The 22,637-nt window shown below is 63.9% G+C and carries 22 protein-coding genes; 7 read left to right on the top strand and 15 right to left on the bottom strand.

Annotation, left to right across the window (positions count from 1 at the left end; translation table 11 throughout):
* Positions 1 to 142: 142 nt before the first annotated feature.
* The gene (locus JQ616_RS16910) at positions 143 to 541 is read right to left on the bottom strand and encodes a calcium-binding protein (RefSeq protein WP_212016363.1); all 399 of its coding nucleotides are present in this window, start codon (positions 539 to 541) and stop codon (positions 143 to 145) included.
* Positions 542 to 751: 210 nt separating this feature from the next.
* Here JQ616_RS16910 and JQ616_RS16915 point away from each other — a divergent pair, with 210 nt between their 5' ends.
* The 4 genes from JQ616_RS16915 (at position 752) to JQ616_RS16930 (ending at position 4,180) form a co-directional block, all read left to right on the top strand.
* Positions 752 to 997, top strand: a complete 246-nt coding sequence (locus tag JQ616_RS16915; protein ID WP_249136828.1) for a hypothetical protein — start codon at positions 752 to 754, stop codon at positions 995 to 997.
* A 231-nt stretch (positions 998 to 1,228) separates the two neighbouring features.
* On the top strand, positions 1,229 to 2,893 hold the full coding sequence (locus JQ616_RS16920; protein ID WP_212016031.1) for a methanol/ethanol family PQQ-dependent dehydrogenase: 1,665 nt from the start codon (positions 1,229 to 1,231) through the stop codon (positions 2,891 to 2,893).
* Between the two features lie 70 nt (positions 2,894 to 2,963).
* The gene (locus tag JQ616_RS16925; RefSeq protein WP_249136937.1) at positions 2,964 to 3,257 is read left to right on the top strand and encodes a c-type cytochrome; all 294 of its coding nucleotides are present in this window, start codon (positions 2,964 to 2,966) and stop codon (positions 3,255 to 3,257) included.
* Positions 3,254 to 4,180 carry a substrate-binding periplasmic protein gene (locus JQ616_RS16930; RefSeq protein WP_212016033.1) on the top strand — a complete coding sequence of 309 codons (927 nt, stop codon included), beginning with the start codon at positions 3,254 to 3,256 and terminating at the stop codon, positions 4,178 to 4,180. The genes JQ616_RS16925 and JQ616_RS16930 overlap by 4 nt, the downstream gene beginning before the upstream one ends.
* A gap of 9 nt (positions 4,181 to 4,189) precedes the next feature.
* Here JQ616_RS16930 and JQ616_RS16935 read toward each other — a convergent pair whose 3' ends face one another.
* From JQ616_RS16935 to JQ616_RS16985, 11 genes are all read right to left on the bottom strand, one after another.
* Positions 4,190 to 5,098, bottom strand: coding sequence for a flagellin (locus tag JQ616_RS16935; RefSeq protein WP_212016035.1), 909 nt, complete (start codon positions 5,096 to 5,098; stop codon positions 4,190 to 4,192).
* A 16-nt stretch (positions 5,099 to 5,114) separates the two neighbouring features.
* On the bottom strand, positions 5,115 to 6,896 hold the full coding sequence (gene flgK, locus JQ616_RS16940; RefSeq protein ID WP_212016037.1) for a flagellar hook-associated protein FlgK: 1,782 nt from the start codon (positions 6,894 to 6,896) through the stop codon (positions 5,115 to 5,117).
* A 27-nt stretch (positions 6,897 to 6,923) separates the two neighbouring features.
* Positions 6,924 to 7,382 (bottom strand): flagellar protein FlgN, encoded by a 459-nt coding sequence (locus JQ616_RS16945; protein WP_212016039.1) that lies wholly within the window; start codon positions 7,380 to 7,382, stop codon positions 6,924 to 6,926.
* A 19-nt stretch (positions 7,383 to 7,401) separates the two neighbouring features.
* Positions 7,402 to 7,656: a hypothetical protein gene (locus JQ616_RS16950; protein WP_212016041.1), complete on the bottom strand. Its 255-nt coding sequence runs from the start codon at positions 7,654 to 7,656 to the stop codon at positions 7,402 to 7,404.
* On the bottom strand, positions 7,653 to 8,924 hold the full coding sequence (flgE, locus tag JQ616_RS16955; RefSeq protein ID WP_212016043.1) for a flagellar hook protein FlgE: 1,272 nt from the start codon (positions 8,922 to 8,924) through the stop codon (positions 7,653 to 7,655). The genes JQ616_RS16950 and flgE overlap by 4 nt, the downstream gene beginning before the upstream one ends.
* A gap of 19 nt (positions 8,925 to 8,943) precedes the next feature.
* Positions 8,944 to 9,615, bottom strand: coding sequence for a flagellar hook assembly protein FlgD (locus JQ616_RS16960; protein WP_212016045.1), 672 nt, complete (start codon positions 9,613 to 9,615; stop codon positions 8,944 to 8,946).
* A gap of 261 nt (positions 9,616 to 9,876) precedes the next feature.
* On the bottom strand, positions 9,877 to 10,395 hold the full coding sequence (locus tag JQ616_RS39795; protein ID WP_349630002.1) for a hypothetical protein: 519 nt from the start codon (positions 10,393 to 10,395) through the stop codon (positions 9,877 to 9,879).
* 93 nt (positions 10,396 to 10,488) lie between these two features.
* A complete protein-coding gene (gene fliS, locus JQ616_RS16970; protein WP_212016047.1) occupies positions 10,489 to 10,932 on the bottom strand; it encodes a flagellar export chaperone FliS in 444 nt (147 codons plus the stop codon).
* The gene (gene fliD, locus JQ616_RS16975; RefSeq protein WP_212016049.1) at positions 10,932 to 12,632 is read right to left on the bottom strand and encodes a flagellar filament capping protein FliD; all 1,701 of its coding nucleotides are present in this window, start codon (positions 12,630 to 12,632) and stop codon (positions 10,932 to 10,934) included. The genes fliS and fliD overlap by 1 nt, the downstream gene beginning before the upstream one ends.
* A gap of 63 nt (positions 12,633 to 12,695) precedes the next feature.
* Positions 12,696 to 13,520 carry a flagellin gene (locus JQ616_RS16980; protein ID WP_212016051.1) on the bottom strand — a complete coding sequence of 275 codons (825 nt, stop codon included), beginning with the start codon at positions 13,518 to 13,520 and terminating at the stop codon, positions 12,696 to 12,698.
* A 140-nt stretch (positions 13,521 to 13,660) separates the two neighbouring features.
* Positions 13,661 to 14,362: an RNA polymerase sigma factor gene (locus tag JQ616_RS16985; RefSeq protein ID WP_212016053.1), complete on the bottom strand. Its 702-nt coding sequence runs from the start codon at positions 14,360 to 14,362 to the stop codon at positions 13,661 to 13,663.
* Between the two features lie 667 nt (positions 14,363 to 15,029).
* On the opposite strand from JQ616_RS16985, the gene JQ616_RS16990 reads away from it, so the two are divergent.
* From JQ616_RS16990 to JQ616_RS17000, 3 genes are read left to right on the top strand one after another with little or no spacing between them, the layout of a single operon-like run.
* Positions 15,030 to 17,375, top strand: a complete 2,346-nt coding sequence (locus tag JQ616_RS16990) for a hypothetical protein (protein WP_349630003.1) — start codon at positions 15,030 to 15,032, stop codon at positions 17,373 to 17,375.
* A 58-nt stretch (positions 17,376 to 17,433) separates the two neighbouring features.
* A complete protein-coding gene (locus JQ616_RS16995; protein ID WP_212016057.1) occupies positions 17,434 to 18,792 on the top strand; it encodes a hypothetical protein in 1,359 nt (452 codons plus the stop codon).
* Between the two features lie 38 nt (positions 18,793 to 18,830).
* Positions 18,831 to 19,556 carry a formyltransferase family protein gene (locus tag JQ616_RS17000; RefSeq protein ID WP_212016369.1) on the top strand — a complete coding sequence of 242 codons (726 nt, stop codon included), beginning with the start codon at positions 18,831 to 18,833 and terminating at the stop codon, positions 19,554 to 19,556.
* An 18-nt stretch (positions 19,557 to 19,574) separates the two neighbouring features.
* On the opposite strand, the gene JQ616_RS17005 is transcribed toward JQ616_RS17000, so the two are convergent.
* The 3 genes from JQ616_RS17005 to JQ616_RS17015 form a co-directional block, all read right to left on the bottom strand.
* On the bottom strand, positions 19,575 to 20,528 hold the full coding sequence (locus tag JQ616_RS17005) for an aliphatic sulfonate ABC transporter substrate-binding protein (RefSeq protein WP_212016059.1): 954 nt from the start codon (positions 20,526 to 20,528) through the stop codon (positions 19,575 to 19,577).
* 45 nt (positions 20,529 to 20,573) lie between these two features.
* Positions 20,574 to 20,774 (bottom strand): hypothetical protein, encoded by a 201-nt coding sequence (locus JQ616_RS17010; protein WP_212016061.1) that lies wholly within the window; start codon positions 20,772 to 20,774, stop codon positions 20,574 to 20,576.
* A 372-nt stretch (positions 20,775 to 21,146) separates the two neighbouring features.
* On the bottom strand, positions 21,147 to 22,601 hold the full coding sequence (locus JQ616_RS17015; RefSeq protein ID WP_212016063.1) for a short-chain fatty acid transporter: 1,455 nt from the start codon (positions 22,599 to 22,601) through the stop codon (positions 21,147 to 21,149).
* Between the last annotated feature and the right edge of the window lie 36 nt (positions 22,602 to 22,637).

Genomic DNA, 22,637 nt, shown 5'->3' on the forward strand with positions numbered 1-22,637 from the left:
TGCCGGGCAGCGACGCACCGATAAGCAGACCCGATTGCGCCGCTCCGGTCTTGCCCAAGAGCGAAATCGCAACTTTTTTTGTTATGCGCGGAATCCAGCATCGATATCCGGAATCCACCCGGCCGGCTCGCCGGCAACGCGGCTATTTGAGCAGACGCAGCAGGGCCCGGCCGGCGCGCGACTGCAGCTCTTTCGCGTCCAGCGTTCCGTCACTGTCGGGATCAGCGGCCTTGAAGCGCTGCTCGACGATCGCGAGGTATTCGTCGAGTGTCAGGGTGCCGTCGTGATCCGGATCCGCCATCTTGAGCTCTTTCGCGGTTAGCCGTCCGCGCAGTTCGCGGACGTCAAGCGTGCCGTCGTGATCGGGATCGAGCTTCGCGAACAGATCGGCGGCGGCCTTCTTCGCTTCGGCAAGATCAACCGTGCCGTCATTGTCGGGATCGAGCAGCTTGAGCGCGTTGCGGCCACCGGATGCCGCCAAAGCGGGACCTGACAGAACGGCCATGGCGAAAGTCAAAGCAAGCGATCGGCGCGAAATCATCATTCGTCTCCCTTGAATGCCGCTCCTGCTGACAAAAACAAGACTTGGAGCCTGCCCTGCGTTCGAATCCACCATAGCAGTTTCGACGACGCTTCCTACCCACTCGGGCTCGGCGAGAGCCTGTCGGGTTTCGGGTGGAAAGCGACTGCCCCGCGGATCATCTGTGGCGTTCTGCGGATTGTATTGCCCCCGGGACAAGCGAGGTGACCTATGAGCGAGATTTGCAGAATCACATTGGGCTGCCTCGTTGCGCTCGCTCTGATTGCGCCCGCGTCCGCGCAGAACGAGGTCCCTCCCCCCATAGCGGATGCGGTCCAGCACCGCACGCTCACCGGCAAGGAGCGGCTCGGCCGCAAATGGACCGACGAGCAGCGCATCGACAATTGCAATGTGCCGCCGGACAAGCGGGGCACCAAGCCGCGACCGAGTGCGTGCTCGCATGCGCCGTCAAGCTGATCGAACCGTTCGCGCTGCGACATAACGGCGGTCCGCGCCTGGCGTTGAGTATTCCACACGACGGTAAGCCACGGACGCATTTGCGAAAAACCTGACCAACTCAACCAGCCTCGCAAGCTTGGCTGGGGTTCGTTCACGTTTTCGTATTGACCCGTTTTGGTTTCAGGCGGATGGTTCCGCCCGCAACGTCAGGAATAGGCGTGCAGAAAAAAGGTTCATTGGGAGGATAGGATGAGACGCATTGCGCTGGCCGCAAGCCTCGTGATTCTTGCATCGTATGGTGCAAGCGCCCAGACCACCGAGCAGTTGGTCAAAGGGGCGACCGATACATCGAACGTTCTCAATTATGGAATGGGCTACAATCTTCAGCGCTTTTCGACGCTGAACCAGATCAACAAGGACACCGTCAAGAATCTGGTGCCGGTCTGGAATTACAGCTTGAACGACGACCGCAGCGAGGAATCGCAGCCGCTCGTCTACCAGGGCGTCCTTTACGTCACCACCCACAACGCCACGATTGCGGTCGACGCCAAGACCGGCAAGCAGATCTGGAAGACCAAGGTCGAGTATCCCGCCGAGACGCCGCGGATTGTCTGCTGCGGCATCATCAATCGCGGCGCAGCGCTGTATGACGGCAAGGTGTTCCGCACCACCCTCGACGCCAACGTGATCGCGCTGGATGCCAAGACCGGCAAGGAGCTGTGGCGCCAGAAGGCGGCGGACATCAAGGAAGGCTACTCGATGACGGTAGCGCCGCTGGTCGCCGACGGCGTCGTGATCACCGGCATGTCGGGCGCTGAATTCGGCACCCGCGGCTTCATCGACGGCTGGGATCCGGCAACCGGCAAGAAGCTGTGGCGGACCTACTCGATCCCGACTCCCGACGAGCCCGGTGGCGACACCTGGAAGGGCGACACCTGGAAGCTCGGCGGCGGCTCGACCTGGATCACCGGCTCCTATGATGCCGAATTGAACACGGTGTATTGGGGCATCGGTAATCCGGGCCCGTTCAACTCGGCGGTGCGTCCCGGCGACAACCTCTACACCTGCTCGGTGCTCGCGCTCGATCCGAAGACCGGCAAGATCAAGTGGCACTACCAGTTCTCGCCGAACAATCCGTTCGACTATGACTCGGTGGCCGAGATGGTGCTCGCCGACATGAACGTCGAGGGCAAGCCGACCAAGGTGCTGATGGATGCCAACCGCAACGGCTTCTTCTACGTGCTCGATCGCACCAACGGAAAGCTGCTCGCGGCCAATCCGTACGTGAACGTCAACTGGGCCACCGGCGTAGACCTGAAGACCGGACGGCCGATCGAGACCGACGTCGCCAAGGATGCGCGTGACGGCAAGAAGGTCACGGTCTACCCGTCGATCCTCGGCGGCAAGAACTGGGAGCCGATGTCGTTCAATCCGCAGACCGGCCTCGCCTATGCCAACACGCTGGCCTTCGGCGGCAAGTACAAGGCCGAGCCGGTGACGTTCAAGCAGGGCGAATGGTATCTCGGCATGGACCTCACCGATCCCTGGGAATGGGGCACCGGACCGCGCGGCCATCTCAAGGCGATCGATCCGATGACCGGCAAGGCGAAGTGGGAAGCGCCGAGCGACATTCCGCGATTCTCCGGCGTGCTCTCCACCGCCGGCGGCGTGGTGTTCTCCGGTCAGCTGACCGGCGAATTCGAGGCGTTCGACGCCGACACCGGCAAGAAGCTCTGGCAGTTCCAGACCGGCTCGGGCATCGAGGGACAACCCATCACCTGGCAGCAGGACGGCGTGCAGTATGTCGCCGTCACGTCGGGTTATGGCGGCGTCTATTCGCTGTTCTCCGGCGACGAGCGGCTTGCCAAGGTGCCCCCCGGCGGTTCGCTGTGGGTTTTCGCGGTCAAGAACTGAGCGCGGAGCACACGTGACTGAACGCGTAACCCTGTTGACGGCGGCGATCTTCGCCGCCGTCGCGGCGGCCTTGATCACATTGATCCCTGCGGCCGCGCAGCAACCCAGTGCAATCGACCTTCAGGGTCAGGCGGACCAGGGCAAGGTCACCTACGCCAAGAACTGCTCGCATTGCCATGGGCCCAACATGGTCAATTCCGGCACGATCACACCCGACCTGCGCGCGTTTCCCGACGACAAGACGCGCTTCGTGACCACCGTGAAGCAAGGCAAGAACGGCAAGATGCCACCCTGGGCCGATATCCTGAGCGAGCAGGAGATCGCCGACGTCTGGGCCTTCCTTGCGACCCGGAGGCCCCAATGAGGCCACTCCTCGCCGGCACGGCGGCAGCCCTGCTGCTCGCCATGACGGCGGCGGCACATGCCGCCGGCGAGCCGCTCAAGGTGTGCCTCGACGAGGATCTGCCGCCGCTGTCGGCACATCATCGCGGCAAGCCGGATTCCGGCTTCGACGTTTCGCTCGCGCAGGCGATTGCCGAGCGGCTCGGACGGCCGCTCAAGATCCAGTGGTTCGAGAGCAAGCTCGACGAGGATTCGAGCCCGGCGCTCGAAGCCAATGCGCTGCTGTCGGACGGCCGCTGCGCGCTGGTCGGCGGCTACGCCCTCACCACCGACTCGCTGAAGGTACCCGGCGTCACGACCGCCAAGCTGCCGGACTTCGACGGCGCGACCCGCGATGATCACCGTCGGCGGATCCCGATCGGGGTGCTGGTGCCGAGCCAGCCCTACATCTATTCGCCGATGACCGTCGTGCTCGGGCCGAAAGCGAAAGAGCGCAAGATCACCAATATCGGTGATCTCACCGGCCTTCGGTTGACGATCGAAAGCGGCACGCTGGGCGATGCCATCCTGATGACCTTCGACAAGGGCAAGTTGATCGAGGACATCACCCATCTTGTCCCGGGCCGCAGCGACCTGCTGGGCGAGCTCGAGCGCGGCGAATACGACGCCACGCTGCTCGACCTGCGTCGCTTCGACGCCTACCGCGCCGAACACCCCGACACCAAGATCACTGCCTCCGGCTATTACTATCCAATCGGCGCCAACCGCGGTTACGTCGCGCTCGAAACCGACAAGGCGCTGCTGGAGGCCGTCAACAAGGTGCTGTCCGATCTGCAAACCAAGGGCACCATCGCCGAACTCGGCAAGACGGCCGGCCTCACCTGGCTCGCACCGCGCGAGCCGATCATCCTCGGCGATGTGTGGCTGAAGATCCTGAACCGCTGATGCCGGCGACTACCGCAGGTAGCTCGCCAGATTCATGCTCTGGATCTTGGAGATCGCCGAATAGGACGCCGTTAGCTGAGCCTGATAGGTCGACAGCTGCGCCGTCACCGCGGCGACGTCGACGCTGGTGAGATTGGTCGACAGGGTCTTGGCGAAGTTCTGGTAGTCGCTCTGGTCTGTGCTGGCGGTTTCCATCTGCGACGCAGCGGTCGAGAGTTTGGCCTGCACAGTGGACGTCGCATCCAGCGCGGTGCTGGCGAGGTCGAGCGCCTGCGAGATATCGCTCGACGACAACGTCGAGCTGTTGCCGACATATTTCAGCAGCCGCATGACCTGCTCGAACGCCGGATTATCGGCGGTGACGCCATAGGAGACCGACTGGCTGTCGGAGACGCGCACGTTGGCGATCTCGCTGTCTCCCTTGTAGTAGCTGGTGTCTGATGTCGTCAGCGAGCCGGTGCCGGTGCCGAAGGTCGTCATATCCACCGGGGCGGTGTCGGTGCGCGCACCGCTGAAGACGTACTCACCGTCATACTGGGTGTTGAGCAATCCCTGCATCTGCGCCATGGCCTGCTGGGCATAGTTGATCACCGATGCGGTCGCCGTGCTGCTGCCGGTGGTGGCCGCGCTGAGCTGGGTGCGCAGCTGAGTGATGATGTCGGTCACCGAGCCGACCGCCGAATACATCGCCTGTACCTTGTTGTCGGCGAGATTGGCGGCATCGATATAGGACTGGGCGCGCGTCACCGAAACCTGCAGATTGATGACGCGCCCGGCGCCGGACCCGTAGCCGCCGAAATCCTCGGATAGCATCCCGGAGGATTCCTGCACCTGCTCGTTGGCCATCGCCGACTGCAGCCGCAGCGCACTCGTGATCATCTGGTCCGACTGCGCGAAGGTGGCAACACGCATCAACATGACGACGGCCTCACACTCAAGCTGCGCTCATCGCGGTCATCAGCGCCGAGAACATGGCGTTGATGGCCGTGATGATCTGGGACGCGGCGGCGTATTTGTTCTGCAAGGCACTCAGATTGGCGCTTTCCTGGTCGATGTTGACGCCGGACTGCGACGACAGCGAATTCGCATAGGTCGACTGCGCGGTCTGCTTGGCGGTGTAGGTCGACGATGCCTGAGTCGCCTTGCCGGCGACGTTGGCGACGATCGCGGCCGCGTAGTCGGTGAACGAGCCGGTGGTGGCGCCGAGGCCGCCCGCCATGGCGAAATTGGTCGATCCCGTCAGGGCGCTCGAGAGCGCGTTGATCACCGTGGCCGACCCGGACGATAGCACCGAGTTTCCGGCCGTCAGCGTTGACGACGCATCGAGCGTCGCGGTCGGCAGCGCCGCCGTGCCGCTAAGGATATCGCTGCGCACCGCGATGTTGGAAGCACTGGTCCCGGTGATCAGGTCGTTGAGCCCGAAATAGTCCGAAAATCCCTCGCCCGAGCTGCCGACCGAGCTCGTCATCTCGTTGATGGCAACGCCGTTGCCGGAGCCGGTCGCCGAGATCGTCAAATGTCCGTTGGCATCGATTGAAGCCGTTACGCCGGGCACATTGCTGTTGATATCGCTGACGAGCGCGCCAACCGTCGTATCAGATGCGAGATTGAGATCCTTGTAGGACACCAGATTGCCGCTCTTGTCCGTAACCGCAATCCGCACCGTGCCGGTCGCCGACAATGGCGTCGCGTTGCTCACGGTCGCGGTTCCGGTCAAGGTCGCCGGCGGCGGCAGCGACGTGCCCTGGTTGGAGACGGCGTTGACGGTCGCGGTCAGTTGCTGGGCGAGCTCGTCGAGCTGCGACTGCGCGGCCGGCAACGTCTGGTCACGCAACGTGATCAGTGCGCTGACCTTGCCGGAGGTGATCTGCGAGGTGATGTCAACCCCGTTGACGGTGATGGCGCTGAAGCCGCTCGTCGCCGATCCCGCGGTGTACGTCGTTGACGCCGTGACGCTGGGCGCCGGCGTGTAGCTCAGCGGATGCGCCGTGCTGTCGACCAGGGCCTGTCCCGAGCCGGTATAGACCTGCACGTCGCCGCTCGAGTTGGTGAAGTAGCTCACATTCATTTGCGATGCGAGGTCCTGCAGCGCGCTGTTGCGCTGGTCCTCGAGATCGGCGGTCGGCTGGCCCGCGGCGGCTTCCTGCTTGATCTGCTTGTTGAGGTCCGAGATCTGCTGCAGATCGGAATTGATGTCGGTGACTGACGAAGCGATGTCCTGATCGGCATTGGAGCGCAGCTTCTGGATGCCGCTCGAGGTCTGCTGCAGCTGCGCCGTGACTGCGTTCAGCGCACTGACCGCGTTGGACTGCAGCGACGCGCTGCTCGGCGTGCTCGCCAGCGACGACAATGCCGACTCGAATGCCGCGATCGTATTCGCCAGCGAGGTGCCCGTGGTCGAGCTGTCCGAGCTCGAGGTCGAACCATAGAGCTGCTGAAGCTCGGTCAGATAGTTGTTGTTGGTGTCGGCGGCGCCGAGATCGGAATCGGCGCTGACCAGCGACTTCAGCAGCAGCTTGTCGACCGAGCTGGTAATCCCCGTGATCGTGACGCCGGTGCCGACACCGGCGGTAACGCTGCTGCTCTGGTTGGCGGTCTTCTCGGTATAGCCCTTGGTGTCGGCATTGGAGATGTTGGCCGAGGCTATGCTGATCTGCACCTGCGTGGCTGACAGCCCGCTGAATGCGATGCTTCGTGCGATATCGAGCGACGACACGGCCTACTCCCTCCGGCGCCGACCCGATCAGGCCCGCACGTTGGTGCCATAGGATGACATCGGGGACGTAACGCGGCGGCCACCGGCGCCATACGGCGATACGTTGGCGATTTGCTCGCGGATCGCCTGCATGATCGCCTCAATCCGGCGGTTGCTGGCATCGATCGCCGCGCGCAGCCGCAACACGTTCTCGTCCATCGCGACCCGCAGCTTCAGGATCCGGTCCATCAGCTGCTCGCGCAGCATGCGGTCCTGGACGTTGAGATTGGCGGCCTTGCCGACTGCCTCGGCCACGCACTGTTCGAACAGGATGGCAAGGCGATTCTTCTCGTCGACCTGCTTCAGCCGCGAGGCCGGCAGGCCCTTGGCGAGCTCGACATTCTCCTCGTTCACGATCGAGATCAGATTGTCGATCAGCGCGATCAACGACCTGGCGCGCTCGTCATTGCCCGCGGGATTGATCTTGATGTTGCGTTCCGGTGTCATGTCATCACTCCCGTTCAAGCTAGTGTCCGCGGCGCAGGTCGCGAACCGATTGTGCGCTGCGCCCGTATGCGGTGATCGCCGTTACCCGGGCCGTGGTCCGGTTGAATTCCTGGTCGAGCCGCGCGCATTCGCGCATCAGCAAGTCACGCAATGTCCCAATGTCGTCGAGCAACGCGATGAGCTGCGCCCGATCGTTCGGCTGGACCGCAGCGGCCTTCGCCTTCAGCCGTCGAAGCCTGACCAGCAAGCGGTCATTCTTCTTGTCGGTCATCATCGCGACACCGCCGAGATCAGCGTATCGAACATCTTGTCGACGGTGGTGATCACCTGCGACGCCGCTGAATAGGCCTGCTGCGCCGAGATCATGTTGGAGAACTGGCCGCTGGTGTCGGTGGTGCTAGATTCCAGCTCGCTGCCGTAGATCGTGCCCGCGCCGTTGCTGCCTGAGGTCTGCAGCGTGGCGTTGCCGGAGGCCGCCGTCGCGGAGTACATGCCGTCGCTGGCCGCACTCAATCCGTTGGGGTCGCTGAAGGTCGCGACCGCGATCTTGTAGATCGCGATGGTCTGACCGTTGGAATAGGTGGCGTCGACCACGCCGCCCTTTCCGATCGAGATGCTGCTCAGCTTGCCGTAGGGAAGACCATCGGGTGTAATGCCGGTCAGGTCGACCGACGGGGTCGTCTCACCCGAGGCGTACTGGGTCAGGCCGTCAGTCTTGCCGGCGGTACCGAGATTGAGTGCGATGCTGCTGTTGGCAGCCCCGTCGGTCCAACCGGTCACCGAGATCGTCGGAGGGCTTGGATTCGTCGAAGCAAGCGAACCATCGCTGTTGAAAGTGATGGCCACTGTGCCGCTGCTCGTCGTTCCCGTCGTCGTGCTCGAATTCGAGGCCAGCGTCGGATTTCCAAAGCTTGCGGTCCAGGCATTGGCGCCGGTCTTGGTCCAGGTGATCTGAATCGAATTCGCGGTTCCGAGCGAGTCGTACGCCGTCATGGAGCTTGTGAAGGTGGCACCGGTCGCCGCATCCGACGGCAGATTCGCCGCGATCGTCGCCTTGGTGGTGGCACTGCCGCTGGTGGCAGCAACCTGCGTGTTGATCGGCCCGAGGCTCGCGGCTGAGGCGTTGCCGAGGATGTTGCCCTGCGCGTCAGTGCGCCAGCCCTCGAGGTAGTTGCCGTTGTTGACGAGATAACCTGCGTTGTCGGTGGTGAATGCACCGTTGCGCGTATATGAGGTGGTGCCGCCGGACGTCGCGTTGGTGGTGACGAAGAAGCCGCTGCCCTGGATCGCAACGTCGGTCGCATTGGTGGTCGCGGCCAGCAATCCCTGCTGGCTGATGTTGGCGCGTCCGGACACGTTGACGCCACCGGACGTGTATGAGGTGGCGCTGTTCGACGCCGTCACGAGATCTTCGAACATGGCCGACGTGGTTTTGTAACCCGTGGTGTCCGCGTTCGAGATGTTGTCGGAAATCATTGCCAGCGACTGGCTCTGCGAATTGAGCGCCGAGATCGCCGAGGAAAGTGCACCAGTAAGACTCATGATATTACTCCGGAAGCAATCAGGACGTGACGCCGATGATGTTGGCGGCGCTGACGGGGACACCGTTCACGAGCAGCGACGGCGTCGAGCCGGAGGCATCGATCCCGGTCACCGTTCCCGTCATCGTGGTGTAGCTGAGCAGCGAGTTTCCGGCGGAGTCGGTCGCGGTCACCTGGATGGTGTACTGGCCGCCATTGCTGAGCTGCGTGCCGCTCGTAGTCTGGCCGTTCCAGGTGAAGCTGTTGGACCCGGCGTTGCCGGTCCCCTTGCCGCTCCACACCGTATTGCCCGAGGAGTCCTGGATCGTGATCGCGACGTTGGAAGCGGCCGAGGTCAGCGAGTAACCGAAGGTCGCCGAGCCGTCGGTCAGCTGCGCCGTGTTCGTCTTCGCCTCGACGGTGTGGCCGATGTAGTTGACCGAGTTGAGCGTCACAAGGCTCGAGAACGAGCTCGCCAGCGACGTCATGCTGGCGTTGGTCGACTGCTGCTCGGTGAAATTGGCGTAGGAGGTGAGCTGATTGATGAAGTCGGTCGTGCTGGTGGCGTTCAGCGGGTCCTGGTTTTGCAACTCGCTGACGAGCAAATTGAGGAAGTCGGTCGAGCTCATCCCCATCGACGCACTCGACGATGAACTCGAGGACGAGCTCGAAGCGGCGGAGGTTGCAGCAGAGGTTGCCGAGGAAACGGTCATGACAAGGCTCTCTTCGCCGCGGGTCAGAGCGGCGGAACGCGTTGGAACATTGGGATCGTGAAGTCGTTCGCAGATAAAACGGATGACGCGCCGATTTCAGGCGCGGATTCATCTGTGCGGAATCACTTGATTAATCGGCAGAATTTGCCGATCGGCCGCGGGCCCAAGGTGGCCTCCAGGGAGCGCCTCACGGCCTGCAAACACGCGCAGGCCGACCCGCTGCGCAGAGGCGCCGAGTGCCGTCAGGCGAATGCGGAAAGCTTAGAGCGAGAGGCTGATCGGCAGATCGGGCTCGCCGAACAGCGATGCCGGCGGCGTCAGCGCGGGCAGCAGGCACAGCGCCAGCAACAGCGCGGGCAGTACCTTGCCTTGCTGCGCGGATTCGCCTGCAGCTTGCGCATCGTTGGGCTGGTCCTCGGACGGGACCGGCTCCGAAACCGGCTCGGAGGGCGCCTGTTGGGGCAGTTTCGCCGCCGCGGCCGCGATGCGGTCGACAAGCCCCCTGGGTGCGCGGACCGGCGGCGCCGCAAGGGCCCGCCGCAGCGCGCTGGCCTCTTCATAGAGCGTCCGCGCCTCGGCCGAGGATGCGAGCAGCTGGACGGCGGCAAGACGCTGGTCATCGGGCCAGCGGGACAGATCCTCCCCCAGCCGGTCGATCAGGTCTTCGAATGTCGCAACGTCCATCCCGCGCGCAGATCCAGCCTCGTCGCCACGGCTGTCATAAAGCATTCGCGGGACGGCGGAAATCAATTTCCGCCGCCGATCCGTCAGGTCCAGCATGGTGCTCACCGGGCGGCCTTTTTCCCAACAGGACGCCCGCCCGAGCGCCCTGCCCCCTCCCGGCGAAACGGGTTCGCCGGCCGATTCGCCCGCTCAGCGGCCGGTGGCTGATTCGAGCGCCTTGTCGGGCGCCTTGGCCTTGGCAGCCTTGCCGGCGTTCGCCTCGACATACTTCCAGGCGTCGCGGAGTTCCGTCAGGCTGGCGATGATGCGCCGGAAATTCTCCCTGGCATGCGGCCGGCCGTAGGAGCGCAGGCACGCCATGATCAGGGCGTTGTAGGTCCGAAACAGGCGATCGGCCATCGCGCCGCCACGAGTGACGTCGAGATGGTGGCTCAGTCCGCGCAGGATCGCGGTCGCCCGCGTCAGATAGGCGTGCCCTTCCTCGAAGCGCTTCGCCTCGTGCGCATCCAGCGCCTTCTGCAGAAACGTGATCGCGCCGTCGCAAAGCATCACCACCGCCTTCAACGGCGGGACCGCCACCGCGGCGGATCGGTAGGCATTGTTGGCAAGGTAGGCCGTGGCATTCTGGGTCATTATTTACTCGATGATGCGTTCAGGAGGGCGCTCAGGTAGCCCAGCGTGTTGTTCGCGCTTTCGATGGCAGCCTGATAGTTGGCGTATTGAAGCTGCAGCTGCGCCTTGAACGTCGCCGCATTGCTCTGGATGTCATTGACCTGGGACTGCAGATCGGTGTCGCGCGACTGCAGATTGGTGATCAAGGTCTGCAGCTGACCGCTGGCCCCGGAATTGTTCTGCGCCAGCTGATAGATCTGCGTCGCAAGACCAGAGGTCGACGACACGGTGATCGATTGCGAGGTCGAGCCGGTATAGGTGAAGGCCATGCCGGCATAGATCGTGCCCGCATTGCCGATGATGGAGTTGCCGACCACCGAGAACTGAGAGCTGTCGCCGCCAACCGAGGCGCCGCTCAGCGTGCCGGTCGAATCCACGGTCACGTCGAGCGTGAAGGACTGCGGCGACGTGCCGGTATTGACCACACTGAGCTGGCTGGACGAGGTGGTCGTCTGCGCCGACAGAAGTTTGGTCACACCGGCCAGATTCTGCGTCAGCACCGTCGACAGCGTACCCGTGTCGAGCTGCAGCTCGTTGTTCTCATTGAAAGACAGGCCGAGGTCGGCCATCGTCATGCCGTTCACGGTCCCGCTCAGCACCTGCTGGAGCTGGGTCATGATATCGCGCATCGTGCTGTCGCCGAACAGCACCGCGGTCGATGCGGCCGTGCCGTCGGAATTCTGCGCGGACTGCGCGATCACCTGGTCGCGAAACGCATTGTAGTTGGTGACGAAGGTTTGCAGCGCGGTCGTGATCTGGCTGGTGTCGGTCTGGATGCTGACGTTGAGGCTGGTGCCGCTCGGCGTCGGTTGCAGCAGGTCGAAGGTGACCCCGGTCAGAACGTCGGAGATATCGTTGGTGTTGCGGGTGAGCGCGATGCCATCGAGCGTGAACTGCGCGGACTGCGACTTCTGCAGCACGTCGGTGAAGGCCCCGGATGTATCGGTGACGCCGAGCTTGTTCAGGATGTCGTCGCCCGAGGTCGACGAATAGGTGATGTCGGCGGCATCCTGGGTCCCGGTCAGCACCATCTCGTACGAACCGCTCGACACCTGGACGATCGAGGCCTGGACATTGGTGGTCGAGGTCTGGGCATTGATGGTGTCGACGACATCCTGCATCGACATGCCGCTGGTGATCGAGATCGCCGTGCTGGTGCCGCCTGCCAGGCCAAGCGAGAACGTGCCGGCGAGGCCCAGCGCCGTCGACGAGCTCGACTGCGTGGAGCCGATCACCTTCTGCGCGGTCGCAAGCTGGGTGATCTGGAGCGAATGATCGCCGGTCGCCGAGCCGCTGTTGACGCTCATGTTGAGCGCCGAGGAGGCACTGACGTCGCCGGTGGACGAAATTGTCGCCGAGCGCGTGGCAAACGCGTTGGTCGCGATCGAATTGACGATCGAGGTGCTGAGCGACGACAGCCCGGTGGCCAGCGTCGACAACTCCGTCTGCAGCGATTGGTAGGCCGTGATCTTGGCCTGGTTGGCGGTGATCGACGTCGTGATCGTGGTCGCCTGGGTGAGCTTGGCGTTGACCTCGGCTTCGATCAAGGCATCCCAATCGATGCTGGTCGAGTTGGTCGTGCCGGTCGTGGTCACCGTGCTGGCAGAACTGGGCGACGTTGTGCTTGATGTGCTGCTCGAGGTGGCGCTGCTAACCGTCATGTCGACACTTCCGCCGCAATAAGAATCGGGCCGGCATCATGCCGGCCCGATCGGTCTGTCGAATTAGCCGAGCAGCTTCAGCAGGTACTGCGGCATCTGGTTCGCCGCCGTTTCCGCCGAAACCGCGGCCTGGGTCTTCACTTCGGCCGAGGACAGCGTCGCCTGCTCGGCGGCGATATCGACGTCCTTGATCGCCGAGTTGGCGGACTGCAGGTTCTGAGTCTGGGTCGAGATCGAGTCGGCGCTGAAGTTGAAGCGCGATTCCTGGGCACCGATCTCGGCGCGGGCGGACGACACGGTGTCGATCGCGCTGTCGAGAGCCGACATGGCGCTGGTGGCGGTCGAGAGGCTCGAAACGTCGAGCGAGGTGACGCCGAGCGAGGACGCGGTCAGGCTGGTCAGCGTGATCGTGATGGTGTCGGCCGAGGTCGAGCCGACCAGCACCGAAACGCCCGAGGAGAACACGCTCGAACCGTCGAGCAAGCTCTGGCTGCTGTAGCGGGTGCCGCTGGCGATCGAGTCGATTTCGCCCTTGAGCTGCGTGAATTCCGAGTTGATGTAGGCGCGGCTGGAGTCAGCCACGGTGCCGGAAGCGGACTCGGAAGCCAGCGACTTCATGCGGGCCAGGATGTCCGAGATGTTGGAAGCGCCGCCGTCGGCGGTCTGCAGGATCGAGGTCGCCTGCGCCGCGTTGGTGGCAGCCTGCTGCAGCGTCGTGATGTCGGAAGAGATGCGGGTCGAGATCGCGAGGCCGGCGGCGTCGTCGGAAGCCGAGGTGATGCGCGAGCCGCTCGACAGCTTCGACAGCGCGCTGGTTTCCTGCTGCGAGTTAATGTTGAGGTAACGGACCGCGGAGTTCGCGGCGGTATTGGTGGAAATTGCGGGCATGAGTAGCTCCTGTGATGATGGGGCATGGCATGCCGCATCGGGAAGAAGAGAGGTGACGCGGATCCAGCCCCCGTCCGCCCGATCAAACGGGTCGGCCGCCGGTGGTCAGGCGCGAAATCTTCAGAAGCCGAAATTTATGGTTAGCAGTCGGTAAACGCGCCGCGCAGGTCCCGCTCGTGCCGCTTGAGCATCTCGCGCAGCTGTTGCCGCCCGCGCTTCAACAGCGACTCGACCGCGGCGACGGTCGTGTCCATCACTTCGGCGATCTCGCCGTTGCTCATGTTCTCGTGGTAGGAGAGGATCACCGCGACACGCTGCTGCTCGGGCAGCCGCTGCATCGCGACCTCCAGAAGATTACCGATCTCGTTGCGCTCGATGACGGTCGAGGCGTCGAGTTGCGTATCGGCGACCTCGGGCACGACATCGACATTCTCGGTGCGCGGCTTGCGGCGCAGATCGATGCAGCGGTTGCTGACGACGCGATAGAGCCAGGTCGAGAACTTGGCGCGGCCATGCTGCCAGCGGCCGCGATGCGTCCACACCTTCAGCATCGTATCCTGCACCACGTCTTCGGCGTCGGCAGCGTTACCGACGATGCGCAGCGCGATCGCGTAGGCGCGATCGACATGGCGTTCGACCAGAGCACGAAATGCCGCCTCGTCGCCGGCGGCGAGGCGGTCAAGCAGCTCCTTGTCCTCGTCCTGGATCTCGACGGTGTCGAGCGGGCCCGCATCGGCAACTGTGGGGACGTCGCTCCAGGGAGCCGTCGCTTCGACCGGCGCGGCCGCGACCGTCGTGGCCTCCACCTCGACCGCTGCCATCACATCAAGCGCGTAACTCATCCGCCGCTCTCCAACCAACGCCGCTGGCACACATCCCATACGGCTTCTGAGCGTTGAACGGAGGGCCCAAGCAAACCAGGCGAACTTTTTTCGTTATTTTTCAAATGCTTAGCTGGATCTTTTTGCCGACCGCCCGGCAAAAGCTGCCGCTGCGCAAAAGCGCAACCAGCAATTCTACGGAGTCTGGAGCGGTCGTTCTGCATCGCCTCGCATGCCCGCGGAAAAATTCGTCGCGCCGGAAAACGCTGTTGTCACATCAACTAACGCCACGCGAACACATGCATGCGCGGAGCATGCGAGTGATCCATCGCCGTTGGTCGCCATCTTGCATTCGACGATTGCGACTAGGCAATTTTTTCCGAATCACCATTTCGACGTTATCGGATTTTTTGAATCTGTCAGTCGCGAAGCGCGCGTTTTCGAATCCCGCATCAACTTTTTTGAAGCGACGCGCCTGATTTGTCTCATGCACGCGTTCAACGCATGAGGACTGGCGGGAATTTTGCGCATGACGATCATGACGGTCGACGCGACGCGTCGAGCGCAGAATGTTTCTGCTTGTTCATTCGATGTTTTCGATACATTTCTGTTGCGCGCCTGCACAGCGCCAGATGGCGTATTTGAAAGGGTTTTTCAGCTTTCTCGCATTGCTGAAAAATTTCCAAATATGTCTATCAGTTTCGTTCAGCATCGAATCCAGGCCGAGGCGCGCGCGCGCAAGCTTGCGCTGGAGCGCAACGGCTCCACTGAAGTGCATATCGCCGACATCTATAAGTACTTTCCGTTCAAGCTGTTCGGCCTGAACCGCGACGCATTGCAGGATCTCGCGCAAATCGAGTTCGAAGCCGAGCTCGAGCTATGCCGCGCCAATCCGGAAATGCTTGGGCAATATTTGGACATGAAGCGTGGCGGCTTTCGCGTCGGCTTCATTTCCGACACCTATTGGAGCACCGACCAGCTTGCGCAGCTGCTGCGCACCTGCAGCCCCGGGCTGAGCTGGGATTTCCTCTATGCATCCTGCGATCACGGCAGCAGCAAGAGCGAAGCGCTGTTTGAGGCCTATCTCGCCGAGCAAGGCGTCGATGCGGCGAGCTCGTTTCATGTCGGCGACAATCACGACGCCGATATCAAGGGCGCGCGCCGTCACGGCATCCGCCCGCGCTACTACCCGCAGGCCGGCGCGGCGTTGGCCTCAAAGTTTCAGCGCGAAACATCGATCTTCGAACTGCTGTGCCCCGATCAGCCGTCACGGCTCGATTGCGGTGCCCGTACGCTGCGGCGTGCGGTGGCGGCGCGGAGCGCAGAGCATTCTCCGGCCTTCAACCTCGGCATGACCGTGCTCGGCCCTGTCATGGCGGCGTTCGATGCCTTCATCGAAGCGCGGCGCGCGGCGCTGGCGCGCGAGGGCGCGCGCGTTGCGATCGGCTTCCTCGGCCGCGACGGTCTGCTGCCGCATCGCGTCTGGCAGGCCAGCCATGGCGAGACCGGCGCCTATATCGAGATCAATCGTCGTGTCAGCCTTGTCGGATCCGCCGACACGCTCGAGCCGCTCATCGAGTTGCTGAGCCGCGTCGTCAGAATCGACGCGTCGACCTTTGTCGATATCGTCAAGGTGCAGCCATCAGCCGTGATGAATTTCTTTGCGCAGTATCCCGACGGCATTGCGAGCGGTCGCGAACTCGCCGACGCCCTGCCCGATCTGATGGACCCGCGCGAGATCACCGATATCGCGACCGGCGTGCGCGACCGCCTGCTCGCCTATTTGCGCGCCCAGATACCGGATTTCGATCACTGTACCGACCTGATCCTGGTCGATCTCGGCTATTCGGCGAGCGTGCAGAAGTCGTTGCGGCGCATCTTCGATCGCGAGGGCATTCGCATCCGCCTGCACGGCGCCTATCTGCTGACGCTTGACGACGCCTTCGACGACATCGCCGATGACGACACCGCGGAAGGCCTGATCTCGGATCGCGTCGTCACGCCGCACGTCAAGCGCATGCTGATCCGCAACGTCGCATTGCTGGAGCAGCTTTGCTGTTCCGCGGAGGGATCGGCGCGCGACTATCGCGGCGGCGAGGTATTGCGCGAGGGTGATCAGCGCCCGGCCGCCCAGCTGGCGCTGGCAACCGAGGTGCAATCCGGGACAATCGCCTATGCATCGCGCGCCCGCGAGCTGGCACCGCGCTATGCATTGCAGCCCGACACGGACCCCACGGTCGCCGCGCGCTGGGCCGCCGCGGTGCTCGGGCGCCTGCTGCTGCTACCCGACGATGACGAGCTCGTGCTGCTCGGCGGCATCAAGCATGACGTCAATCTCGGAACCCAGGCGCTGGCGCCGCTGCTCGATGCCGACTTCGTCAATGAGTGCATCATCGCCCGCGGCCTCGTGCCCGCCTGCACGGCCCCGGCGCCGCCGATGTGGCTTGCCGGCAGCTTTGCCGCGTTGTCACCGTCGCACGCCTATCTTTACACGCTGTTCGGCGCCAATCGCCTGCCCGCCAACGTATTCGGCGAGTCGCCGTGCGGGACCTTGCAGGTCGGCCTGTTCGGACAGAACGGCCAGGCGTCGCTGGAAGCGATCACCGTCTATCATACCGGGGTCGGCGACCTTCGCCTGCGGATTCCGCTGTCGCGGCGCATGGCGGTTGCCACCATCGCGCTGCCGTTGCCAAAGCTTGCCCGCAACGGGCTGCTCCACGGCATTACCGTCCAGTACGGCGAGAGCGCGGCGAAGGCCGCGGCCAGTTCGAACATGACGGCGATCGCCGGGGGGCGGCTCACCGATGCCGGCATCGAGCGGAGCGGCCGCCAGTTCCGCGCTACCAGCGACGACGGCATGCTGCTGATCCCGGTCGACGGCTTCGAGGACGACGTTGCGATCTACACGATTGCGCTGACCGCCCTCGACCATGACCGCATCCTCGCGGTCGAGAACCGGGACGGCAACGGAGCCCCCTCGGCCACGCTGACCTGGCGTGGCGGCAACGGCGCGCCGGCAACCAACGGCAGCTGATTTGTCCGCCTGATCTGGCCGCCCCGCTCGTAGAAGGTTAACGAGGGGTAGTGCGGGCATGATTTCGGCTGACACGGCGCAAGCGGACGGCTTGCAGACGAATTTCGACCAATTGCTGGCGGCGAACGGCATCCGGATCAGTGCGGCCCAGCGCCGACGGCTGGCATGGCTGTCCGAGCGGCTCGGGCGTGTGGCGATCCATCAGGCCGGCTCGGTGCCTGCGCGGGATGATGGCGTCATCATCGTCGTCGAGCCACCGAGCGGGCCTGCCGCCGAGATGCTTTACCGGTCGCTTCGCGCCGACAGCTCGGTCGTTATCCCGTTCGGCGAGAACCCGGCGTTCGATTTCCTGAAATCCAAGCTGACCGACTTCGGCACGATCGGGCCGAGCTTCGATGGCCCGCACGAAATGTGGTGGGGCGGCCTCAACTGGCGCCCGATCGCGCCGGAAGCAGGCGCGAGGTCCGAGGCCGCGCTGCGCGTGGTCTCCTGCTATCCGCGCGCCCTGGGCGACGATCATGCCATCGCGCTCCGGGAGAAGCTCGCCGAATTCGAGATCGCAAACGAAATCGTGCCGATCGACACCGCCGACGGCACGCGCCTGCGCGCGTCCGAGAAGTCCGCGTTCTTGCTGCGGATGTGGGAGGTGCATCGCGAGCCGCTGCTGTTCATCGAGGCCGATGCAACGCTCAGCGAGCCGCCGCTGCTGCCCTCCCACCTCGCTTGCGACGTCGCACTCCACAAATGGAATCGGTGGGAGATGTCGGCGCGCACCCTGTATCTCGGCCGTTCGCCTGGCGCCGAAGTGCTGCTGCGCAACTGGCATCACATCGCGACCGCCTATCCCGCGGTATGGGAAGGCTACCTGCTCGACCAGGCCTGGAGCCTGACCTCGTCGCAGATGGCGCTCGACACCGCCTGGCTGCCGCGCTCGTACCACGCGCCGGCCGAAGACGCCGGCACGCCCCGCCACACCACGGTGGTTCACAACCTGCCGACCGACAACAGCGATCTCGGACCCAATGCCGAATTCGGCGTCGCGATGCGCCCTGCGCGGCGCGCCAGCCGCAGCGGCGGCCGCGACGCCATGATCGTGGTCACGTCGCAGGCGGCCTCGAACGATGCGATCACCGTGATCATGCGCGATATCGCAACCAGCGACGCGCGCGAGATGGCGGCCAGCATCGAGGCGGTCACCGGCGCCTTCGCCGCAGATTGCGGCGGGTTCGGCCGGCTCGAGCTCGCGCTCTGCGCCTGGCAGGACGACATCCGCGCGGCGAAATCGGCTGCCGCCAGCGCCAACAACCGGATCATCGAGATCGCGCCGTGGCAGACGCTGCCGGCCGACCTGTTCCGCTCCGTGGGTCAATCTCGCGATGCCGGCAGCGTCGTCATCATGGCCGGGCAGCGCGGCTGACAAGCGAGCAAAACGGTAGAGCAAGAGAAGGACATCCCATCATGAAGACCATCATCCTTCTCACCGGCGTCGCCGACCAGCAATTCGCGCTCACCGAATTGTTGAAGGCGCACAATCCGGCGCTGTCGTTCCGCTGCGCGGTGACGGCTGAGGAGCTCGCCGCGATCGAGCCCGAGGTGCTGCACGAGGCCCGGCTGCTCGCCTTCACCACCAGCGTCATCGTGCCCGAGAGCATTCTGGCGGCGCTCGGCCATGGTGCCTACAATTTCCACCCGGGCCCGCCGCAATATCCCGGCTGGGCACCGGCGCATTTCGCGCTCTATGACGGCGCCCGCACCTTCGGCGCAACGGCCCATGTGATGGCCGCGCGCGTCGACTCCGGTCCGATCGTCGGGGTCGAGTCTTTCATCATTCCCGACAAGATCGGCGTGCGCGGGCTCGAGCAGATCGCCTATGTGCGGCTGGCCCATCTGTTCTGGCGGATGTCGCGCGATCTCGCCTGCGATCCGGCGCCGCTGGCCGAGCTGGACATCGCCTGGTGCGGCGTCAAGAGCACAAGGCAGATGTACCGCGAGATGTGCGAGCTTCCCGCCGGCATCAACCCCAGTGAGCTCGCACGCCGGATCCGCGCCTTCCACGACGATTTCCGCGGCATCCCGCTGACCGTCTCCGTGCACGGCATCCGCTTCCAGCTGGCGACGACGGCAACACAGACGCCCGAGGCGCCGCAGGTGATCTCGCCGCCGCTGGCCGCGGCCTCCTGACCGTGCCGCTGAAACAGCTCAGGAGCCGGGCGTCCATTTCCAGACGATATCGGACACGTTAATCGGCTTCGGGATCAGCCCGATCCCCTTGAAGCGGTCGGCAATCGCCTGCTGGCTCCTGACGATCTCGGCATCGACCGGCACCACCTGGTAGTTCGAGCGCGCGACGAAGCGTCTGACCGCCTCGATGTCGACACCAGTCGCCTCGGCCTGCGCACGGGCCACCTCGTCGCGATGGTCGGCGGCCCATTTTCCTTCGGCGGCGAAGATGGAATTCAGCTTCGCGACGATGGACGGATACTTCGCAACGAAGTCCGATCCGGCGATGTAGAACGCGTTCGGTTTATGCACGTCCTTGTCGAAGGCGATCACGCGCACCTTATCCTTGATCTCCGCCAGCGCGAGATAGGGATCCCAGATCGACCACGCGTCGACGATACCTCGGGAGAAGGCGACGGTTGCATCCGCCGGCGCCAGCGGTGTCGGCGTGATGTCGCTCCAGGAAAGGCCGGCCTTGTCGAGCGCCGCCACCAGCAGATTGTGCGCGCTCGAGCCCTTGCCGAACGCGACGCGCTTACCCTTGAGGTCGGCGAGCGTCCGGATCGGCGATTCCGCCGGCACGATGATCGCCTGGTTGCTGCCATCAGAGGTCACCGCTGCTACGTATTCGATCTTGGCCGCGCCAGCCTGTGCGAAAATCGGCGGCGTATCGCCGACGAAACCGAAATCGACGCTACCGACATTGATCGCCTCGAGCAGCGGCGGCCCGAACTGGAAGTCGATCCACTTCACCTCGATGCCGAGCGGCTTGAACGCGTCCTCGACGGTGTGACGCTGGCGAACGGCCGGAAACAGGCCGCCCTTCTGCGTGCCGATGCGGATCTCGGCCGGCTTGTCCTCGGCGCGGGTCGGCGCGACGGCAAATGCCGAAAGCGCCAATGCGGCCGCAAGAATGGTACGTCTGGTCGTCATGACAGTCCTTTCAAAGGTCGTCTTTCAGATACTGCGTGAGTTCGATCACCGCTGGCCGCGCACCTGGCGGCGCTGCAGATGCGCCCTCACCGCGCGCTCCGCGGCGCGCGCGGAACCGAAATAGCCGCCGTCGAGGCCGTCGAAAGCGCGGTCAGACGAGAAGAAGCAGAATCCACGGCTGTCGCCGACGACGATACCCGCGGTGCGATCCGATACTTCGATAACGTAAGCTTGTGCTTGGGACATGCGTGCTCAATCGCCGAATGACGGCGTCCTGTCTCATTGTCGGGTGCTTTGGATTTGTCGAAGCGATCAACAACAGACGCCGGTCGCCGCCGAGACGCAGCGGTGCTGCATGCGGCTTCGCATGTCGCACATCAAGCTGCGGTGGATCTGTCTCATTGCGGCGACCTTGGACAACACGAATATCGCGCACCAATATCCGGCCGAACCGCGCGGCGGTCAATGAAATGGCTGACCAAAGATCAGAGCCCGGCGCGATGCCTCATTCGCTGCGGGCAGAAAAACAGCACAGTTTTGGTGATGCCGGGCGCGGACGGCATGAACCGGCGGAATCTTGGCCGGGCACCGCGCCTCCCGGTGCCCGCCCCTCACCGCTCAGGGCAGGATCGGCGGATGATAGGTGAAGGTCGCCATCAGGATCGCCGCCAGCAGCATCACGATCGGGAAATGAACGAAAAACTGCACCGACGTGTAGCCGATCAGATCCTTCGACTTCAGGCCGAGAATGCCGAGCAGCGGCAACATCCAGAACGGGTTGATGAAGTTCGGCAGCGTCTCGGCGATATTGTAGACCATGACAGTCCAGCCGAGATGCGCGCCGATATCGTTGGCCGCCTTCATGATGTAGGGCGCCTCAATGATCCACTTGCCGCCGGCCGACGGTACGAAGAAGCCGAGCAGCGCCGAATAGATTCCGACCAGGAACGAGAACACGGTGGAATTGCTGGAGGCGTCGACGAACCAGTGCGCGATCGTATCCGACAGTGTGGTGCCGCTGCTGTTCGGCACCTTGGTCAGGATCTGCGCGACGCCGGCATAGAACGGAAACTGCAACAGCACGCCGGAGACGCTCGGCATCGCCTTCGAAAACGAATCGACCAGGCTGCGCGGCCGCCAGTGCAGCACGATGCCGAGAATGAGAAAGACGAAGTTGTAGGTGTTGAGCCCCGACAGGGTGATCAGCGGATTGCCCGACTCGAACGTCTGCCACAGCCAGCCGACGGCAAGCAGCGCGATCAGGATCGTCAGCAGCGGACTGAACTCGAGCCAGTCGCCCGGACGGGCCGGCTTCCTGGCCTCGATGCGGTCATCGCCGAGCGCAACGCCGAGGTCTTCCGCCGTCCTCGCCTGCGCGGGCGCGGGCGTCGTGAAATAGCAGATCGTAGCAGAGACGACAGTCACCATCACGACCGTGACCATGTTCTGCCAGGTCAGGATGGTCTCCGAGAAGCCGATCACGCCGGTGATCGGCAGGAGCGACGCCGGAATGCTGCCGGCATTGGCCTGCAGCTGCGCGGCCGACGACGTGATGCCGAGGGTGAAGCCGCAGCCGAGCCCGAGATAGCCGGCTGCACCGGCCGCCCGGTAATCGAGCCGGATATCCGTGCGCCGCGCGATCTCCCGCACCAAAAGGCCGGAGAAGATCAGGCTGAGGCCCCAGTTCAGCAGCGAGAGAAAGATGCTGAGCACGCCGACGAACACCACCGCGCCGCGCCCCGTCTTCGGCACACTTGCGAGCCGCGCCAGCACGGCCGCCACCGGCGGCGACATCGCCACGACATAGCCGCCGATCGCGACCAGCGCCATCTGCATCGTGAACGGAATCAAATTCCAGAACCCGTCGCCGAACGCCCGGCTGACGGCGAGCGGCGAGCCGCCATGCAGGATCGCGCCTGCGGCAACCGCAATCACCGCGATCAGAACGAAGACATACGCATCCGGAAACCAGCGCTCCGCAAACGCCACCAGAGCTTGCGAAAAGCGCGCGATGATGTTGTCCGCGACAGGTTTTCGTAAGTCCACGGTTTGATTGTGCGCAGCATTCGTCATCAATTGATCCCCTTCCGGTGATGCGGTTCGTCTTCA

Source organism: Bradyrhizobium tropiciagri (assembly GCF_018130545.1).
GTDB lineage: Bacteria > Pseudomonadota > Alphaproteobacteria > Rhizobiales > Xanthobacteraceae > Bradyrhizobium > Bradyrhizobium tropiciagri_A.